The 19138-nt window shown below is 30.3% G+C and carries 19 protein-coding genes; 13 read left to right on the top strand and 6 right to left on the bottom strand.

The genetic code is table 11. The features are described 5' to 3' along the window. The first annotated feature begins 52 nt into the window (after positions 1-52). Genes selA through AJN58_RS04615 form a run of 4 tightly spaced genes read left to right on the top strand, consistent with a single transcriptional unit; the run spans position 53 to position 4472 of the window. Positions 53-1375: an L-seryl-tRNA(Sec) selenium transferase gene (gene selA / locus AJN58_RS04630; RefSeq protein WP_044778867.1), complete on the top strand. Its 1323-nt coding sequence runs from the start codon at positions 53-55 to the stop codon at positions 1373-1375. Beyond that, the gene (gene selB / locus AJN58_RS04625; protein ID WP_002893949.1) at positions 1372-3177 is read left to right on the top strand and encodes a selenocysteine-specific translation elongation factor; all 1806 of its coding nucleotides are present in this window, start codon (positions 1372-1374) and stop codon (positions 3175-3177) included. The genes selA and selB overlap by 4 nt, the downstream gene beginning before the upstream one ends. Before the next feature lie 48 nt (positions 3178-3225). Then, positions 3226-3936: a thioredoxin fold domain-containing protein gene (locus AJN58_RS04620; protein ID WP_002855861.1), complete on the top strand. Its 711-nt coding sequence runs from the start codon at positions 3226-3228 to the stop codon at positions 3934-3936. 5 nt (positions 3937-3941) lie between these two features. Next, a complete protein-coding gene (locus AJN58_RS04615) occupies positions 3942-4472 on the top strand; it encodes a hypothetical protein (protein WP_002930951.1) in 531 nt (176 codons plus the stop codon). Between the two features lie 44 nt (positions 4473-4516). Here the strand turns inward: AJN58_RS04615 and fldA are convergent, their stop codons facing one another. Genes fldA through AJN58_RS04600 form a run of 3 tightly spaced genes read right to left on the bottom strand, consistent with a single transcriptional unit; the run spans position 4517 to position 6020 of the window. Further along, complete coding sequence (fldA, locus tag AJN58_RS04610) at positions 4517-5008, bottom strand: flavodoxin FldA (protein WP_002855629.1); 492 nt, start codon at positions 5006-5008, stop codon at positions 4517-4519. Then, entirely contained in the window at positions 5008-5703 is a 696-nt protein-coding gene (locus tag AJN58_RS04605; protein ID WP_044778868.1) for a hypothetical protein, read from the bottom strand. Before AJN58_RS04605 ends, fldA begins: the two co-directional genes overlap by 1 nt. 2 nt (positions 5704-5705) lie before the next feature. Further along, on the bottom strand, positions 5706-6020 hold the full coding sequence (locus AJN58_RS04600) for a DUF2325 domain-containing protein (RefSeq protein ID WP_002855637.1): 315 nt from the start codon (positions 6018-6020) through the stop codon (positions 5706-5708). Between the two features lie 170 nt (positions 6021-6190). On the opposite strand from AJN58_RS04600, the gene AJN58_RS04595 reads away from it, so the two are divergent. Next, positions 6191-7615, top strand: a complete 1425-nt coding sequence (locus AJN58_RS04595; protein WP_044778869.1) for a catalase — start codon at positions 6191-6193, stop codon at positions 7613-7615. 56 nt (positions 7616-7671) lie between these two features. Beyond that, a complete protein-coding gene (locus AJN58_RS04590) occupies positions 7672-8142 on the top strand; it encodes a Cj1386 family hemin-binding protein (protein ID WP_044778870.1) in 471 nt (156 codons plus the stop codon). On the opposite strand, the gene AJN58_RS04585 is transcribed toward AJN58_RS04590, so the two are convergent. Beyond that, positions 8143-8799: a transcriptional regulator gene (locus tag AJN58_RS04585; protein ID WP_002859670.1), complete on the bottom strand. Its 657-nt coding sequence runs from the start codon at positions 8797-8799 to the stop codon at positions 8143-8145. It lies immediately after the preceding gene. Positions 8800-8966: 167 nt separating this feature from the next. On the opposite strand from AJN58_RS04585, the gene AJN58_RS04580 reads away from it, so the two are divergent. From AJN58_RS04580 to feoB, 7 genes are all read left to right on the top strand, one after another. Next, positions 8967-9329, top strand: coding sequence for a RidA family protein (locus AJN58_RS04580; RefSeq protein ID WP_002862060.1), 363 nt, complete (start codon positions 8967-8969; stop codon positions 9327-9329). 3 nt (positions 9330-9332) lie between these two features. After that, the gene (dcuC, locus tag AJN58_RS04575) at positions 9333-10772 is read left to right on the top strand and encodes a C4-dicarboxylate transporter DcuC (protein WP_044778871.1); all 1440 of its coding nucleotides are present in this window, start codon (positions 9333-9335) and stop codon (positions 10770-10772) included. A 12-nt stretch (positions 10773-10784) separates the two neighbouring features. Next, complete coding sequence (locus AJN58_RS04570) at positions 10785-11948, top strand: trans-sulfuration enzyme family protein (RefSeq protein WP_002862062.1); 1164 nt, start codon at positions 10785-10787, stop codon at positions 11946-11948. 9 nt (positions 11949-11957) lie between these two features. Continuing rightward, entirely contained in the window at positions 11958-13325 is a 1368-nt protein-coding gene (gene purB, locus AJN58_RS04565) for an adenylosuccinate lyase (protein WP_002862063.1), read from the top strand. Positions 13326-13332: 7 nt separating this feature from the next. Further along, complete coding sequence (locus AJN58_RS04560) at positions 13333-14673, top strand: MmgE/PrpD family protein (RefSeq protein WP_070292036.1); 1341 nt, start codon at positions 13333-13335, stop codon at positions 14671-14673. An 81-nt stretch (positions 14674-14754) separates the two neighbouring features. After that, positions 14755-14979 (top strand): ferrous iron transport protein A, encoded by a 225-nt coding sequence (locus tag AJN58_RS04555; protein WP_002779147.1) that lies wholly within the window; start codon positions 14755-14757, stop codon positions 14977-14979. Then, entirely contained in the window at positions 14976-16817 is a 1842-nt protein-coding gene (gene feoB / locus AJN58_RS04550) for a ferrous iron transport protein B (protein ID WP_044778873.1), read from the top strand. The genes AJN58_RS04555 and feoB overlap by 4 nt, the downstream gene beginning before the upstream one ends. Here the strand turns inward: feoB and AJN58_RS04545 are convergent. Both AJN58_RS04545 and fabI read right to left on the bottom strand, forming a co-directional pair. After that, on the bottom strand, positions 16814-18307 hold the full coding sequence (locus AJN58_RS04545; RefSeq protein ID WP_070210767.1) for a hydrogenase small subunit: 1494 nt from the start codon (positions 18305-18307) through the stop codon (positions 16814-16816). The genes feoB and AJN58_RS04545 overlap by 4 nt on opposite strands. A 3-nt stretch (positions 18308-18310) precedes the next feature. Next, the gene (gene fabI / locus AJN58_RS04540) at positions 18311-19135 is read right to left on the bottom strand and encodes an enoyl-ACP reductase FabI (RefSeq protein ID WP_002870612.1); all 825 of its coding nucleotides are present in this window, start codon (positions 19133-19135) and stop codon (positions 18311-18313) included. Between the last annotated feature and the right edge of the window lie 3 nt (positions 19136-19138).

The raw sequence follows: 19138 nt of genomic DNA, 5'->3' as shown, positions 1-19138 counted from the left end.
TCATTTTATAAATTCTATGTTAAAATAACCAAATATTTTCTTAAGGCTTAAGATGAACAAATTGAGAACTTTTCCACAAATTAACACTCTTATTGAAGATGAGAGCTTAAAATCCTATCCTTTTTATATCAAAGCATTTTTTTGTAAAAAAGTTGTCGCAAAACTAAAAGAAAATTTTTCCCAAGATGAAATTTCTAAAAATAAACTACTTTTAGAAATCAAAAAAGAAATCAAAACTTTTTACCGCAAAGACTTACAAAGTGTGATTAATGCAAGCGGAGTCGTTATACACACAAACCTTGGCAGAAGTGTAATCCATGAAGAACTTTATGAAGCGTGTAAAGATATCATTTGTAATTATTCTAATGTAGAGTTTGATTTAGAAAATGGAAAAAGAGGCTCTCGCTATGCTTTGGTGCTAGAAAAACTTAAAATGCTTTTTGAATGCGAAGATGCTTTAGTGGTTAATAACAACGCTGCGGCAGTTTTTTTAGTACTTAATTCTCTTTGTTATGATAAAGAAGTCATAAGCTCAAGAGGAGAACTTGTAGAAATTGGCGGAAGTTTTCGTATACCTGAAGTGATAAAAGCTGCAGGTGTAAAGCTTTGCGAAGTTGGAACTAGCAACAAAACACACTTAAAAGACTATGAACAAGCTATCAGTGAAAATACCGCTCTAATTTTAAAAACCCACAAGTCTAATTTCGCTCTTATGGGTTTTCACAGTGAAGTAAATATAAAAGATCTACATGAACTAGCAAAAGAAAAAGGGCTTTTGAGTTATTATGATCTAGGTTCTGGCTGGTGTGAAAATTTAAACGAAAAACTGATTAAAAATGAACCTAAAATCAAAAAACTCGTGCAAGAATGTGATATTTTAAGTTTTAGCGGAGATAAACTTTTTGGTAGTGTGCAAGCAGGCATTATACTTGGAAAAAAAGAACTCATAGAAAAGCTTAAACAAAATCAACTTTTAAGAATGCTAAGAGTGGATAAATTAACTCTATCTTTTTTAAACGAAAGCTTAAAAGCTTATTTGCAAAAAGATTATGAAAAAATTATTACCTTAAAACTTTTAAATGATGACTTATCCTTTATAGAAAAAAAAGCTTTAAGAGTGCAAAAAGAATTAAAATTTCAAACCCAGCTTAAAAAAAGCAAAAGTTTAGTAGGTGGAGGTTCTATGCCTGATAAAAGTTTAGATACTTATATACTAACTTTTCAAGGAGATGTTTTAAAACTACAAACTCGATTTAGAAAAGAAAATATCATAGGACGCATTGAAAATGATGAATTTGTTCTTGATTTTAGAACTATACAAGAAAGTGAACTTCAAAAACTTATTCTTACAATCAATCAAATGGAAAACTTATGAAATCTGTTATTATAGGAACTGCAGGACATATTGATCATGGAAAAACTTCACTCATTAAAGCTTTAAATGGTTTTGAAGGCGATAGTTTAAAAGAAGAACAAGAAAGACAAATCACCATTAATTTAAGTTTTTCAAATCTTAAATTAAAAGATAAAAACATTTCTTTTATCGATGTTCCAGGACATAAAGATTTGGTTAAAACTATGGTAAGTGGAGCTTTTGGCTTTAGTGTTTGTTTATTTGTTGTAGATATTAACGAGGGTTTAAAAGAACAAAGTTTAGAACATTTAGAAATTTTAAAAATTCTTGATATTAAAAATATTATTTTAGTACTTAGCAAATGCGATCTTTGTGAAAATATAGAGCAAAAAAGTGTAGAAATTTTAGAAGAGTTAAAAAATTTAGATTATCCCATTTTAAAAGTATTTCACACCAGTATAAAAAATAATCAAGGCATAGAAGAATTAAAAAATTATCTTTATACCATAGAAAACAAAGAAAACGATGAAGAACTGATTTTTCATTATTATATCGATAGAGTTTTTTCTCTAAAAGGCATAGGAACTGTCGTTACAGGCAGTCTTAATGAAGGAAGTATCACTTTAAATGAAAAAATCATCTGTTTAGACACTCAAAAAGAACTCATTGTTAAAAATATACAAAACCACGATACTAATTTAGAGCAAATCAAAGCTTGTAACCGTGTGGCTTTAAGTTTAAATTGTGATTATAAAGAGTTGAAAAAAGGTTATTTGCTAAGTAAAAAAGGTTATTTTAAAGCCTTTAAAGAATGCGATGCTTTAGTTAAAGCAAAAAATTTACAAAATAGCAAAATGATTTTTTGCGTGGGTTCAAGACAAATAGAATGCAAAATAAATATATTAAAAAAACTAGAAAATGATGAATTTTTTGTGCATTTTAGTTTTGATAAAAATGTATTTTTAAGTTTTGATGAGGCTTTTATTTTATTACAAAACAATCGTGTTATAGGCGGTGGTAAGGTTTTAAATCCTTTAAGCGAACCTTTAAAAAAAGAACAAAAAAATAAATTTTTAATGTTTTTGAAAAATAAAGATTTTAAAGCAGCCTTTTCTTTCTTAAAAGACGCACATAAATACGGCTTTGGTTTGCTTTCAAGCTATCAGAGATTTAAACTCTCTCATCAAAAAGCATTGAAATTAGCAAAAGAATTAAATCAAGTATTTGTCGATGAAAAAAATCTTAATGTATATCATTTACAAAGTCTAGAAGAAATTAAAAATTTCATCAAATTCATACTTGAAAAAAATCCTTATGCCATGCTTTCAGCACATTCTTTAGCTTTAAGGATTACTTGGGCAAGTGAAAATTTTTGCGAACTCGGACTTAAAGAAATGTCAAATTTATTGGATTTTCAAAATGGAATTTATTTTAAAAAAGGCATAGATTTTGAAAAACTTCAAGAAAAAAATAATAATCAATTATATGAAATTTTAAAAAAACAAGGTATTAAACCCGAAGCTCCTTATAATCTTTATGATTTTTTAGAACTTGATAGAAAAAGCGGAGATAATATACTCAAAAAACTTACCCAAAAAGGCTTGGTTGTAAGACTTTCACACAATCTTTTTATAGAAAAACAAGCTCTTGAAAAACTTATGCAAGAATGTTTAAATTTATTAAAAAATCAAAGTCTTGATGTGCAAAGTATGAAAGAATATTTTAATCTTTCAAGAAAATATGCTATTGCTTATTTAGAATACTTAGACAAATTTCCTCAAGTAAGTAAAGAAGCTGAAAAAAGATTTTTAACAAACATTTAGAAAATCATTATAGAATTAAACATAATTTATTTAAAGGATTTATAAACTATGAAAAAATTAAGTTTAATTCTTGCCTGTTCAGCATCTTTGTTTGCTGCAAGTAATTCAGAAATTAGTGATTTTTATTCAAAAAGCATTAAAGCACAATTTCCAAATGCTACCGTTAGTGTATCAAATCGTCAAAAGGTTGGTAATACGGGTTTTGAAAGTGTTATTGTAAGCGTTGAATTAAATGGACAAAAACAAGAAAACATTCTTTTTACAAAAGATAGTCTTATTACCCCTGATCTTATCGATTTGAAAACGGGAATTTCCTATGCTCAAGAATATGAAATGAAAAAATTTCAAGAAGCAAGAGAAAATTTTACAAAAAATGCTAAAGCTGTAGCACAAAAAGAAACCATGGTAATAGCTTTGGGAGATAAAAATAAACCTGCAATTTATGTTTTTTCGGATCCTGAATGCCCTTATTGTAGAGAACATTTAGCTCAAATTGATGATGAACTTAAAAACTATCAAGTTAATTATATTTTAACTCCAGTACATGGAAAATCTGCTTTTGAAAAATCCGCTCTAATCTACAAAGAAGCAAAAAAAGCAAAAAATGATAAAGAAAAAATCGCAATTTTAAACAAATACTATGATGCAAATATCAAAAATTATCCAAAAGTAAGTGATGCAGAATTAAAAGAAGTTTTTTCCTTATATGAAAAATATCGCTCATTAGGTCTTAGCGCTACTCCAACTATTATTAAATAAACCTAATGTCTAAATTTGCTTTAATTTTAAGCTTTTTTATAGCACTCTTTATGAGTGCTTGCACCAATGCAACTTTCATACAAAGCTTTATTCAAACAAGCAATGAAGGCATTTTTATCAGATCACAAAAACAACAAAGTTTTAAAATTTCCTTTCAAAATCCTAGCCAACTTCAAACTACTTTGGATAGAGATTTGGCTTTAAAACTTAAAAATTTAGGCTTAAAAGAAGTAAAAGAGAATGCAGATTATGAAATTTTAATCAATCTTGTAGATATGAAAAAGCATTCTTATGCTCAAAAAATCACAACTTCAGCAAGATTTTTTTATGATTTTGATCCTTTGGAAAGCGATGGAGAATGGATGGTGGAAAACTACTATACTATGCAGGTTAATTTACAAATCAACTCTAAAAATCACAATTCTCAAAAAACAAGTCTTCTTGCAAGAACGGCTTATCTTGGAAATAAAGAACGCTGTCAATTATCTTTAGAAAATAAAATTATAAATCAAATAGTGAGTTTTTTTTATTTTTAAGAAAAGACAATCAAGAGTATAAAGACTCTTGATTTTAAGAATTATTAAGCAAAATAAGGTTTAATTTGTTCTACCCAAGCATCAATTCTTGATTCAGTTTGATCTTCTTGATTATCATTGTCAAGAGCAAGTCCAACAAATTTACCATCTACAACCGCATCGCTTGCTTCAAATGTATAACCATCAGTTGAAACTTCTCCTACCAAATTTGCACCTGCATCTTTTAAATTTTGAGCTAATTTACCCATGCCGCCACAAAAAGTGTCAGAATAACTTTCACTATCACCCATACCAAATACAGCTACAGTTTTTCCACCAAGACTAAGCCCTGAAAAATCAAAACCATCCCAATCATCTTGTAAATCACCACTTCCCCAAGTTGAAGTTCCACAAATTAATTTATCGTAAGAATTCATTTTAGCTGCATCAATATCTGAGATATTAAAAACATCGCTAATTCCAAGTTTTGAAGCAATTGTATTAGCCGCTCCTTCTGTATTTCCCATAGCACTACCATAGATTACTGCTACTGACATTATTTTCTCCTTATAATTTGATTTGATATTTTATACGGAACTAATTTTAACATAGTTTTGTTTAAATCACACAAAAAATGTTTTATTTCAATAAAATGTGTGAAATTTTTGTTACGCGGACAAACAATATAAAATTTTTCAAAATTATTTTCTTTTATTAAATTCAATAATTCATAAATTTCATTTTCAATTTCTAAATTATGTGTATTAATCTCTTTGCAAAGTGGCAAAATTGCAAATTTCTTATCTATTATAATAAGATCACCATCTTGATCTATATTTTTTCCATTATTTTGAAAAGAAACCTTATCATAAACATAAGAGCTAAATAAAATTTGCGCATCAAAACAAATACCATAAAGATAAATTCTTAAAAGTCTTAAAAGATCGATATTCTTAGATATTTTAGTATTAAAAATCAAGCTTTTTCTTTTTTGAAAGTAAAAAGCGTATACATTAAGCTTGATATTTATATTTTGAATCTTACCAAATGAAACATGCATTATATCATGTAAAAAATTTCCAAATATCATTTTTAAACTCTTGGTATTTTTTGCATATAAAAGAGGAATTTTTAGAGCGCTATCAACACTCGCATTATATTGAGTTAAAAAAGTCAACATAAGTTCTTGATTGTTTAAATAGCGATAAATTTGCGGTATAAATTCTCGCTTATCATCAAATCCAAATAACATCTTTAACCTTTATAGCAAGAAAATTCTTTATTAAGATTAAAAATTTTACAATATTCACAATACACACAACTTACGCTTCTTTTTGCACAAACTAATGGAATTTTGCGCTTTTTAGCTTCATTTTTGATTTTTTTCATAGTATTATGATTTAAAAAGCTTGTTAACATTACTATACATTCTGTATCACAAGGAATCGGCTTGCGATTAACTCTATTTTCATTACGCGCATCCCAGTGTTCTATTTTTTTAGCACCTAAATCATGTAAAACAGCTCTAATAGGAGTGATTTCATCTGCACCAATAACCAAAACTGACATAAATTCTCCTTTGTGATTTTTAAAATATATTTTGATAATTATTATTATAATATAAAAAAACTAAATTTATTTTGAAATTTATTATCAACAAAATGCAATTATTCAGTTAATTTTAATTTTTAATAGATATAATTTACTAATTAATAAATTTTATTATTTAGGAGAAAACAATGAAAAAATTGACTAACGATTTTGGAAACATTATAGCCGATAACCAAAATTCATTAAGCGCAGGCGCAAAAGGACCTTTACTTGTGCAAGATTATCTTTTACTTGAAAAACTTGCTCATCAAAATAGAGAAAGAATTCCAGAAAGAACCGTTCATGCTAAGGGAAGTGGAGCTTATGGCGAAATAAAAATTACAGCAGACTTAAGTGCTTATACCAAAGCTAAAATTTTTCAAAAAGGCGAAGTTACTCCATTATTTTTACGCTTTTCAACAGTAGCAGGTGAAGCAGGTGCAGCAGATGCTGAACGCGATGTGAGAGGTTTTGCTATTAAATTTTACACCAAAGAAGGAAACTGGGACTTGGTAGGAAATAACACTCCGACATTCTTCATCCGTGATGCTTATAAATTCCCTGATTTTATCCATACTCAAAAAAGAGATCCAAGAACACATTTAAGAAGCAATAATGCTGCTTGGGATTTTTGGAGTTTATGTCCTGAAAGCTTACATCAAGTAACCATTCTTATGAGTGATAGAGGAATTCCTGCAAGTTATCGTCATATGCATGGATTTGGAAGCCATACTTATAGTTTTATTAATGATAAAAATGAAAGATTTTGGGTGAAATTCCATTTTAAAACCCAACAAGGGATTAAAAATCTTACCAACCAAGAAGCTGCTGAGCTTATAGCAAAAGACAGAGAAAGCCATCAAAGAGATCTCTATAATGCTATAGAAAATAAAGATTTTCCAAAATGGAAAGTTCAAGTTCAAATTCTTGCTGAAAAAGATATAGAAAAGCTTGGATTTAATCCTTTTGATTTAACAAAAATTTGGCCTCATAGTCTTGTACCTTTGATGGATATAGGTGAAATGATTCTAAACAAAAATCCTCAAAATTATTTTAATGAAGTTGAACAAGCTGCCTTTAGTCCAAGCAATATCGTTCCTGGAATTGGCTTTAGCCCCGATAAAATGTTGCAAGCTAGAATTTTTTCATATCCTGATGCACAAAGATATAGAATAGGAACTAATTATCATCTTTTACCAGTAAATCGTGCAAAAAGCGAAGTGAATACTTACAATGTCGCTGGTGCTATGAATTTTGATAATTATAAAAATGATGCAGCTTATTATGAACCAAACAGCTATGATAACAGCCCAAAAGAAGATAAAAGCTATCTTGAACCTGATTTAGTCTTAGAAGGCGTAGCACAAAGATATGCTCCACTAGATAATGACTTTTATACTCAACCAAGAGCTTTATTTAATCTTATGAATGATGATCAAAAAACTCAACTTTTTCATAATATCGCCGCTTCTATGGAAGGAGTTGATGAAAAAATTATCACTAGAGCTTTAGAACATTTTGAAAAAATTTCACCTGATTATGCAAAAGGAATTAAGAAAGCTTTAGAAAAATAATTTTTACTTGCCACTTTTGGTGGCAAACTAAAGATTATAATAATTAAGGAAAAACAATGATAACTCTTAGTTTAGAAGAAGAAAAAAGATTTGAAGAGCTTTGTAAAATGGCTTTTAATTTTGCAAGAAATAATGAATATGAAAATCTTAAAATCATGATAGAAGCAGGTTTAAATGTAAATTTAAAAACTCATAAAGGAGATAGCTTGCTTATGCTTGCAGCTTATAATAATTCTTATGAAAGTGCTAAAATGCTTTTAGAAAAAGGTGCAAAAGTAGATGAAAAAAACGATCGTGGACAAACCCCATTAGCAGGAGTTTGTTTTAAAGGATACTTACCTATGTGTGAACTTTTAGTTAAATATGGAGCAAATATTGATGAAAACAATGGTTTAGGAATGACACCTTATACTTTTGCTATTATGTTTGGACGCAAAGATGTGGCAGAATTTTTACTCAAAAAATCTAAAAATAATTTTTTAAAGAAAATGAGCCTAAAAATACTAAAATTTATCAAAAAATTTTAGTTATTTTTTAAATTTCTTCAGATACCTATAAACACTGGGTTCTGAAATTTTTAAAAATTTTGCTACGATAGGAACCGCTCCTTTTATATTAAAAATACCTTTTTCATATAGCTTTTCAGCAATTTCTTCTTTTTGAGTAATGCTTAATTGATAATCAGAATTTAAATAACTAGAATCTACACTTTGAACTAAAATATCCTCTATTGAGTGACTTAATGTTTCTATGCTTGAATCATTTTGAGAAAAACTAATATTTCCTAAAATATCACCCATATCTCCAATTTTTTCTAAATCAATCATCTTGCATATTAAATCTCTCATAATGCTAGTATCATGATTGATACACAAAATACCTACTAATTTATCATGATTTTTAATAAAAAAAGTAGATCCTCTAATTAATTTTGATTTTCCAACAAGAGCCTTATAATCACATAAAAAATCTTTTTCTAAATATTTTTTATTTTGCATAAGCTCACTTGCAAAAGCAGTCAAGGGAGAATCTAAACTTCTCCCACTAATGTGATTATTAGCAATTGCCGCAATATAAGCTCCATCTTCAGTAATTACATGAAACACTATCTCATATTGCTCACCTAGGACTTCTCCTAAAAAATATGTCAACTTTATAAATTGTTGTTTTTGTCCCTCATCCATAAAACCGCCTTCAATAAAAATTAATATAATATTAAATTCTACTCTTTATACTTTAAAACATTTCTTAAAAAATAAAATTTTATTATTATAATAATAAACTATTGACAAGTTATTATTGTAGTGATAAAATTCACTCTGCTTAATCTATATTCAACAAAGGAGAATTCATGTCAAACTATCCAAAAGCTATTGGTCCATACTCAGCTTACAGAGAAGCAAATGGACTTTTATTTATATCAGGACAACTTCCTATCAACCCTGATTCAGGCGAAATAGAAAGCCATGATATCAAAGAACAAACCAAACAATCTTTGAAAAATATCGGTGCTATTTTAGAAGAAAATGGTATCAGTTATGATAAAGTGATTAAAACCACTTGCTTTTTAGCTGATATTAATGATTTTATAGCATTTAATGAAATTTATGCTGAATTTTTTAAAGATCCTTATCCAGCAAGAAGTGCTTTTGCGGTAAAAGATCTGCCAAAAAAAGCTAAAGTAGAGATAGAGATTATCGCTCAAAAAGGCTAAAATATGCTAGGTATTGTTTTATCTCTATTCAGCATTTTTTTACTTGTTTTTATGCTTTATAAAAAAATCAATGCTCACATGGCATTGCTTTTAAGTGGCTTGCTTTTACTTTCCTTAGCTGCTATTTTTGGACTTTCTCCACACATTGTTACCAAAGATTCTTTAAATTTAGGTTTTTTTGATATTTTTCAAGTTTTTAATCAAACCATGTCAAGTACATTAGCAGGGCTTGGACTTACACTTATGACTATAGCAGGTTTTTCTGCTTATATGGATCATGTAGGGGCTTCTTATGCACTTTTTAAAGTTTTTGAAAAACCTTTAAAAGCCGTAAAATCTCCTTATGTTTTACTCATAGTTGCTTATTTTATCGTGCAATTTTTAGTTCTTTTCATCCCTTCTCACGCAGGCTTGGCACTTTTACTTATGGTTACTATGTATCCTATACTTGTACGCTCTGGTGTTTCAAAACTTTCTGCCTTAAGTGTGATTGCTATTTGTCAATATATCGATCATGGGCCTGGGAGTGGAAATGTGATCATGGCGTCAAAAGTAGCTGAAATTGATCCTGCAATTTATTTTGTTCATTATCAACTCCCTACAACCTTGCCTATCATTATAGCTGTAGGTATTGCAATATATCTTTGCAATAAATTTTTTGACAAAAAAGATAATTTTGTCTTCAATGCACAAGAAATTGAAAAAGAACTAAATGAAAATGAAGGCAAAGAAAAAGAACTTAAAAAACCTCCTAGAATTTATGCGATTTTACCTATAATTCCTTTGGTTTTAATCCTAGGATTTAGTTCAGTACTCGATAGCATCTTGGTTTTAATGGGAATAAATAGTGCTGAAGAAGTCAAAGCAGCTGCTAGTACCGCAATTAAAATGAATGTTCCAGTAGCAATGGTTATTTCAACTTTTGTGGCTATTATTTTTGAAATGATACGCTATAAAAGTATAGTAGAAACTCTTAATTCTATTATGATTTTCTTTAAAGGAATGGGACATTTATTTGTTATCACAGTTTCACTCATCGTTTGTGGTCAAGTATTTGCAAGTGGTCTTTTATCTGTAGGTTTTGTAGATACTTTAATAGAATTTTGCAAAAATGCAGGATTTGGAGTTTTGGCTATTATTATCGTCGTTTCAATCTTGCTTGCAGTTTGTGCTTTCTTAATGGGTTCAGGAAATGCAGCATTTTTTAGTTTTGCTCCACTTATCCCAAATATAGCAAAACACTTTGGAGTTGAAACTATCACCATGATAGCACCAATTCAAATCATGACGGGCTTTGGAAGATGTGTTAGTCCTATTGCACCAGCAATCTTAGCTATCTCAGCTATTGCAAAAGTAAGTCCTTTTGCCGTGGTTAAAAGAACAGCTATTCCTATGCTTGTAGCGACTATTGTAAATGTTATTATGACTTATATTTATCTTTAAAAAGGAAAAAAAATGAACTCAAAAACTAAACTTATTCATTGTGGCAGAGGTGATCAAGGCGCTGAAGTAAGATCAGTTAATCCTACACTTATGCGTGCATCAACCATACTTTTTAAAGATCACGCAACTTGGCAAAAATACAGAGAATTAAGAAAAACAGATCGTGTTTTAAGTTATGGAGCTAGAGGAACAACAACCAATTTTGAACTTGAAAAACTTATTTGCACTCTAGAGGGTGGCTATAGAGCACAACTTTTCCCAACAGGACTTGCAGCATTAGCTATGGTACTTTTAAACTATGCAAGCAAAGATGCGCATTTTTTAATCACTGATGCAATTTATGGGCCTGTAAGAACGATTTGCGAACTATTTTTAGAAAAAATGGGTGTTGAAATTGATTTTTTAAAAGCTGATGCAAGTGATGTAGAAGAAAAAATCAAGCCTAATACCAAGCTTATCTTATGTGAAAGTCCAGGTTCTATACTTTATGAAATCATAGATTTACCAAAACTTTGCAAAATTGCCCATGCGCATAATATCCCTGTAGCCATTGATAATACTTATTCTAGTGGATATTTTCTAAATCCTTTAGAACTTGGGGTGGATATTTCAGTTATCGCCGCTACAAAATATCTTAGCGGACACTCTGATGTAACCATGGGTATAGTAGTAATCAACGAAAAAGAATGGAAAAATTTTGACAAACTTCCAGAAACTTTAGGCTTTACAACAAGTCCTGATGATGCTTACTTAGTGCTTCGTGGTATGAGAACACTAGATGTGAGAATGAAAGCTCATGAAAAAAGTGCTGATGAAATTGTAGAGTTTTTACAAAGCAGAAAAGAAATTAAAACAATTTTCTATCCAAAACTCAAATCCCACCCAAATCATGAAATTTTCATGCGTGATCATAAAGGTGCAAATGGTATGATTACCATAGAATTTGCAGAAGGTTATAACAAAGATGATGCTATTAAATTTGTAGATAAACTAGAATACTTTTCAATTGGTGCTAGCTGGGGTGGATATGAAAGCTTAGCCACCGTAACTACTCCACCTAGAACTGCAACAGACCTAAGCGCAAGAGGGCCATTTGTAAGATTTCATATAGGTCTTGAAGATACTAAAGATTTAATTGCTGATTTAACACAAGCTTTTGATAGTATTAAAAAATAAGGAGATAAGATGACAGGAATTAGCGTATTTGATCATAGATTACTAGCAGACTCATGGAGCACGCAGGAAATGCGTGCTATTTTTTGCGAACAAAACCGCATACAAAAATGGCTCGATGTTGAAGCAGCTTTAGCAAAAGCACAAGCAAAACTTAAAATTATCCCTAAAAAAGCAGCTGATGAGATCGCAAAAAAAGCTCATTATAAATTTATGGATATGGACTTTATCTTTGCTGAATTTAAAAAGACCAAACACCCTTTAGTTCCTACTGTAAGAGGATTAGAAAAAGCTTGCGATAATAATTTAGGCGAATATGTACATTTTGGAGTAACCACTCAAGATATCATCGATACAGGACTGGTTTTACAATTTAAAGAAGCAATGACTCTTATAAAAAGCGAATTAAAAGCTATCGCAAAAGCCCTAGCAAAACTAGCTAAAACCCATAAAAATACTGCTATGATGGGAAGAACTTTGGCACTTCAGGCTTTGCCTATTACTTTTGGACATAAAGTAGCTATTTGGTTAAGTGAACTTGAGCGTCATTTTGAAAGAATACTTGAACTTGAAAAAAGACTTTATGTAGGTAGTATAGTAGGCGCTGTAGGAACTAAAGCAAGTTTAAGTGATGAGTGCAATGAGGTAGAAAAACTCACTTTAGAAAATTTAGGACTTGATGTGCCTAATATTTCTTGGCAGAGCGCACGTGATCGCTTTATAGAACTTGGTTTTGTACTAGGTAATATCAACGCAACCTTTAACAAAATCGCTCATGAAATTTTAATCCTTTCGCATAATGAAATTGATGAAGTTGCTGAACCTTTTGGCAAAGGACAAGTAGGATCAAGCACTATGCCACACAAAAGAAATCCTGCAGTAAGCGAAAATGCAGTTACAGTAAGCAATGCTTTTAAGGCAAATTTAGCCATTTTAAGTGATATTGAAAGACATGAACATGAAAGAGATGGTCAAGTTTGGAAAATGGAATGGAAGCTTTTACCTGAAATGTTTTTAATGCTTTCTGTGGTTTTAGCAAATATGAAATTCGCTCTTAGCGATTTAGAAGTAAAAAAAGATAAAATGCTTAAAAATTTAAATACTCTTAATGGTTTTGTTTTAGCCGAGCGTGTTATGTTTGCATTAAGCGATCATTATGGAAAACAACATGCCCATGAAATTATTTATGAAAATGCTATGCTAGGTATAGAAAAACAAAAAACTTTTAAAGAAGTTTTACTTGCAGATAAAAGAGTATCTAAGGTATTGAAAGAAAAAGAAATTGATGCTTTGCTTGATGCAACAACCTATGTAGGATATGCACCAAAACTTGTAGATGAATTTTTGGCAAAAATCAAAAATAGCGCTATCTTAAAATAGGAAAATCATGTTCTATAGTGAAATTTTAGTGGATTTTATTTTCAATCTTAAATATGAAAATATCCCTAATGTAGTTGTTCAAAGAGCTAAAGAGCTTATGCTTGATAGCCTTGGAACAGCTATAGCAGCAAGCAAAGAAGAATGTGTTTTAAATGCTTTTAAAGCTTTTGAAAATTTAAGCACAAAAAAAAATACTTCTATTTGGGTAAATGATCAAAAATTAGATCCTATATACGCAGCCATGCTAGATGGCATTGCTTCTCATGCGTTAGATTTTGACGATACGCATACAGAGGCGATTTTGCATGCAAGTGCGATTTTAACTCCACTTTGTTTAAGTTATGGTTTTCATGTTAGCCAAGATGCAAAAAAAATCATCAAAGCTTTTATAATAGGCTGGGAAATTGCAGCTAGAGTAGGTATTGCAAGTAAAGGCACTTTTCATAAGCGTGGTTTTCATACCACTGCTATTGCAGGAATTTTTGGAAGTGTGAGTGCAAGTGCAATCTTGCTAGATCTTAACAAAGAACAAATCATCAATGCTTTAGGACTTGCAGGAAGTTTTGCAAGTGGGGTTAATGAGTTTTTATCCAATGGATCTAATTCAAAAGTTTTACATATTGCCAATGCTATTAAAAACGGTATTATGGTAGCTCATTTTGCCAAAAACAATATGAGTGGGCCTTTGAGTATTTTTGAAGGTAGAGACAATATCTTTAAATGTTTTGGCATAGAAGAAGAATGCGATAAAACAGAACTTAGCAAAGCCTTAGGAGAAATTTGGCAAACTATGCAAGTTTCAATCAAGCCTTATCCAAGTTGTCATTTTGCTCATGGGCTTATTGATTGTGCTATTGCTTTAAAAAATGATGGTTTAAAAGCTGATGAAATTAAAAGTATTCATTGCTTTGTAGATGAAGTTCCTATTTCTTTTATCTGCGATCCTTTGGAAGCAAAATATACTCCAAATAGCGCTTATGAAGCTAAATTTTCCATGCCTTTTTTAATGGCTCTAGGATTCTTTGATGGTAAAATCACTCTTGAATCTTATGAAAATTTAAAGCGTGAAGAAGTACTAGAATTTGCTAAAAAAATCAGTTACGAAAAAAGGAAATCTCAAGGCTTTCCAAAATATTTTCCAGGGCATTTAGAAGCCAGTTTGCAAGATGGACGCATAATCCAAAAAGATGTTTTTATCAATAAAGGTAATTTTGATAATCCACTAAGTTTTGAAGAATTAAAAGCTAAATTTTTAGTCAATGCACAAATTTACCTTGATAATGCTAAAGCTAACAAAATTCTAGATCAAATCATCAATCTAGAAAATTTAAACCACTTTTCTTTTTAAATATTTATCCTTCTTTTTACAAGAAGGATAATTTCATTACACTTTTTTATTATAATATTTATTATTAATTTAGGAATTACAATGACTTTAAACGAGTTAAAAGATGGACAAAAGGCTATTATTGTCAATTTAAACGCTCACAAAGAACTCAAAAATAGACTTTTAAGCTTTGGATTTATTAAAAATAAAAACTTGAAAAAAATTCACTCCTCTTTAAAAAATGCCACCATAATGGTAGAACTTGATACAAGTTGTGTTATCCTAAGATCTGATGAAGCTAAAACCATAGAAGTGAATCTTATATGAAAAAAATCAAGATAGCCCTTGTAGGTCAGCCTAATGTAGGCAAAAGTCTTCTTATTAATGCGCTTTGCAAAGCCAATATGAAAGTAGGAAATTTTAGCGGAGTTACTATAGAAAAAGCAAGTGCAAAAACTTTTTACAAAAACTATGAATTTGAAGTCATTGATTTGCCAGGAACTTATTCTTTGGATGGATATAGCGAAGAAGAAAAAATCACACGTCATTTTTTAAATCAAAATGACTATGATGTTATTGTTAATGTTTTAGATGCCACCAATTTAGAACGTAATCTTATCCTTAGTGCAGAACTTTTAAGCCTTAATAAAAAAATGCTTTTAGCTTTAAATATGTGCGATGAAGCCAAAAAAGAAGGTATAGAGCTTGACACTTTTGTTTTAAGCCAAGAATTTCAAAGTCAAGTTGTTGAAATTTCAGCAAAAACAAAAGAAAATTTAGAACTTTTGCTGCAAAAAATTATTATTTTATTTGAAAGTAAATTTATTCCAAGATCTCAATTTTACACTCCGCTTTGCGAAAAAAGTCCAGAAAAAGAAGATTTATTATATTTTATTAATGAACTTTCAAAAAAAATTATTACACACAAAAAAGAAGAAAGAAATTTAACCAAAAAAATCGATGCCTTACTTATCCATAAATTCTTTGGCTTACCTATATTTTTATTTTTAATGTGGCTTTTATTTCAACTCACCTTTAGCTTAGGACAAATTCCTATGGATTATATAGAATCAGGCTTTAATGCCTTAGGTGAATTTGTTAAAAACAATATTTCTAATACCTTTATCGCTTCAGCTTTGGCTGATGGGATTATCGCAGGTGTTGGTGCTGTGATACTTTTTTTACCTAATATAATGATTTTATTTTTAGGCATAGCTCTTTTAGAAACCACAGGCTATATGTCAAGAGTAGCTTTTTTACTTGATGGGATTTTACATAAATTTGGTTTGCATGGTAAAAGTTTTATTCCACTAATCACTGGCTTTGGTTGTTCGGTACCTGCTTTTATGGCTACACGCACTCTTAAGAACAAAAGAGATAGGCTTTTAACTCTTTTTGTGATCAATTTTATGAGTTGCGGGGCAAGACTTCCTGTATATGTGCTTTTTATCGGTGCTTTTTTTCCAAGTGAAAAAGCAGGAAATTATCTTTTTGGAATTTATATTTTAGGTGCGATTTTAGGACTTTGTGCTGCAAAATTTTTAAGAATGACAGCATTTCGTGGACTTGATGAACCTTTTGTTATGGAAATGCCAAAATATCGTATGCCAAATTGGCATTTAGTTTGGTTTATGGTTTATAATAAAGCCAAAATGTATCTTAAAAAAGCAGGAACTTTCATACTTTTGGCCTCTTTGCTCATATGGTTTGCTAGCAATTTTCCAAAAAGTGAAGAAAATTTAAATGATTTTAATGCTCAAGAAAGAGCTATAGAACAAAGTTATTTAGGACAATTTGGCAAAGGCATAGAACCTATTTTTAAACCCCTTGAGTTAGATTGGAAATTAAGCGTATCTTTAATCAGTGGTTTGGCTGCTAAAGAAGTGATGATCTCAACTATGGGCGTGCTTTATTCACTAGGAAAAGATGTAGATGAAACAAATAATGATTTAAAAGGAATTATCGCTAAAAACATACCTATACCAAGTGCAGTGGCTTTTATTTTATTTGTAATGATTTATAATCCCTGCTTTGCAGCAACTATAGTTTTTTCAAAAGAAAGTGGAAAGCTAAAATACACTCTCTTTCTCTTTCTTTTTACCTGCACAAGTGCTTATATAGTAGCTTTTATAGGGCTTCATATTGCTAAAATTTTATTAAATTAACTTGCTTTTAATGATGAAATTTTAGTAATATTATCTTCAAAAGCTTTTAAAATACTATAAGCAATACCTTCAAAATCAAGCCCACCGCAAAGATAGATTAAAGTCATACGAAAAGATTTACTCACATCAAGCTTTGGTTTTTCAGCGTTTATATTTAACTTAAAATCATAAGGACTTGCATGTTTAAAAGCATAATTTTTTGCCGCAATTAAAAAATCATTCTTATCTTTTAAAAATGCGCCTTTAACCAAAATAAAACTCATCTCAAGATATTTCCAAAAATCTTTTGAAGACATAGGATTTTCATCAAAATTTTGTTCTATAAAAGCATAGTTTTTCTCAAAAGATTTTTTATAATTTTCTACAAGCAAAGCACCTAATTTATTTTTAGCTATATTTTGTAAAATAAGTTTTATATTGCTTTCAAATTCAAAATCTATTTGTTCTAAAATTTTAATTTGCACTTCTAGAAAAAATTCTTGTTTTAACTCTTCATTGCAAAGTTTAGCGTAAGAAAAAATATTTGCCATAGGCTTTTCATAATTCCCAAACTCATCCCAAAAATTTTTCTCACTACAGGCTATACAACCATGTCCTGCAGCCACTGGCCAAGAAGTTTTAGCATTAAATTTCACTTTAGGACAGTTGTTGTAAGTATAAGGTCCTTTACAACCTATCTTAAATAAACAAGCTCCATTCTTTGCAGCTTCATCGTCAAAATGTTCAGCAAAAATCCCACTTTCAAATTTCGCCTTTCTTTCACACATATCATGCAAACATTTACCATAAGCCCACACAGGACGATTTTGCTCATCAAGTTCCGGCAAAACTCCAAATAAAGCAAAAAAACTTAAAGTCGCAATGATATTTATATCACTTGGAGGACAACCCGGAATATTTACTACTTTCTGACTTAAAACTTCGCTAATACCACAAGTTTTACTAGGATTTGGATAGGCAGCCTGAATACCACCATAACTTGAACAAGTACCCACTGCAAAGATAGCCTTGGCTTTAGCGGCTAGTTTTTCTAAAATTTCATAGCCACTCTCTCCTTGCGCTCCTATAGTAAGAAAAAAGGTATCAATGGCTGCAACACCACCTTCAACCGCTAAAATAAAATCTTCTTCTAAAACATGCTCTAAAAGCTCTTCAGCCTTAGTGCCATTTGCTGCCATTAAAGTTTCATGATATTCTAAAGAAAAAAAATCAAAAATAAGCTCATCAAAACTTGGCAACTCAGAACGCAACAAACTCTCACTACACCCTGTACATTCACAAAGATGAAGCCATACTAACTTTGTTTTAGGTGCGATTTGAAAAAATCTTTGAGCAAGAGCTGGAATTTCATTGCCTAAAGATAAATGCCTAGCAAGAATTTTTACACTTTCTTCATTGATAACCTTATCCTCTTTTAAAGTAGAATTCTCAAGTTTTTTAATGCGATTTTCAAGTATATTTTTTAATTCTTCATTGCTAAGCTTTGCCATTTTTTATCCTTTTTGATTATCCCAACAAAGAACAGTTTGCCCTTCTTCATTTTTCTCAACATCACCCATACCCATGATGTTATATCCTGCATCAACATAATGTATTTCACCTGTAACACCATTTGCTAAATCGCTAAGTAAATACATAGCCGAATTTCCTACATCTTCTATACTAACATTGCGTTTTAAAGGAGAATTAATTTCATTGTATTTTAAAATCATTCTAAAATCTCCTATTCCACTTGCTGCTAAAGTTTTAATAGGACCTGCTGAAATAGCATTAACACGGATTCCTTTTACCCCTAAATCTCTTGCTAGATAACGCACAGAACTTTCAAGTGCAGCTTTTGCTACACCCATAACATTATAATGAGGTACATATTTAACCCCACCAAGATAACTTAAAGTCAAAATCGAACCCTTATCTTTTAAAATAGGTAAAAGCGCACGTGTTAAAGAAAGTAAAGAATACACAGAAGTTTGCATAGCTATATCAAAAGCTTCTTTTGAAGTTTCTAAAAAAGAATTTTCTAAAGCTTCTTTTGGAGCAAAAGCAACCGCATGCACTACAAAATCAATCTCACCTAAATCTTTTTTGATTTTTTCAGCGATAGAATCTAAATGCTCGTTATTATTTACATCAAGCTCATAAACAAAATTAGAATTAAACTCTTGTGCTATAGGTTCTACGCGTTTTTTTAAAGCATCATTTAAAAAAGTAAAAGCAAGCTCGGCTCCTTGATCAAAACATGCTTTTGCTATGCCATAAGCGATAGATTTATTATTCGCAACCCCTACAATAAGGCCTTTTTTACCCTTCATAATCATCTT

Source organism: Campylobacter sp. BCW_4321 (assembly GCF_001763075.1).
Classification (GTDB): Bacteria; Campylobacterota; Campylobacteria; order Campylobacterales; family Campylobacteraceae; genus Campylobacter_D; species Campylobacter_D jejuni.
This window is presented reverse-complemented; position numbering and strand designations above follow the sequence as displayed.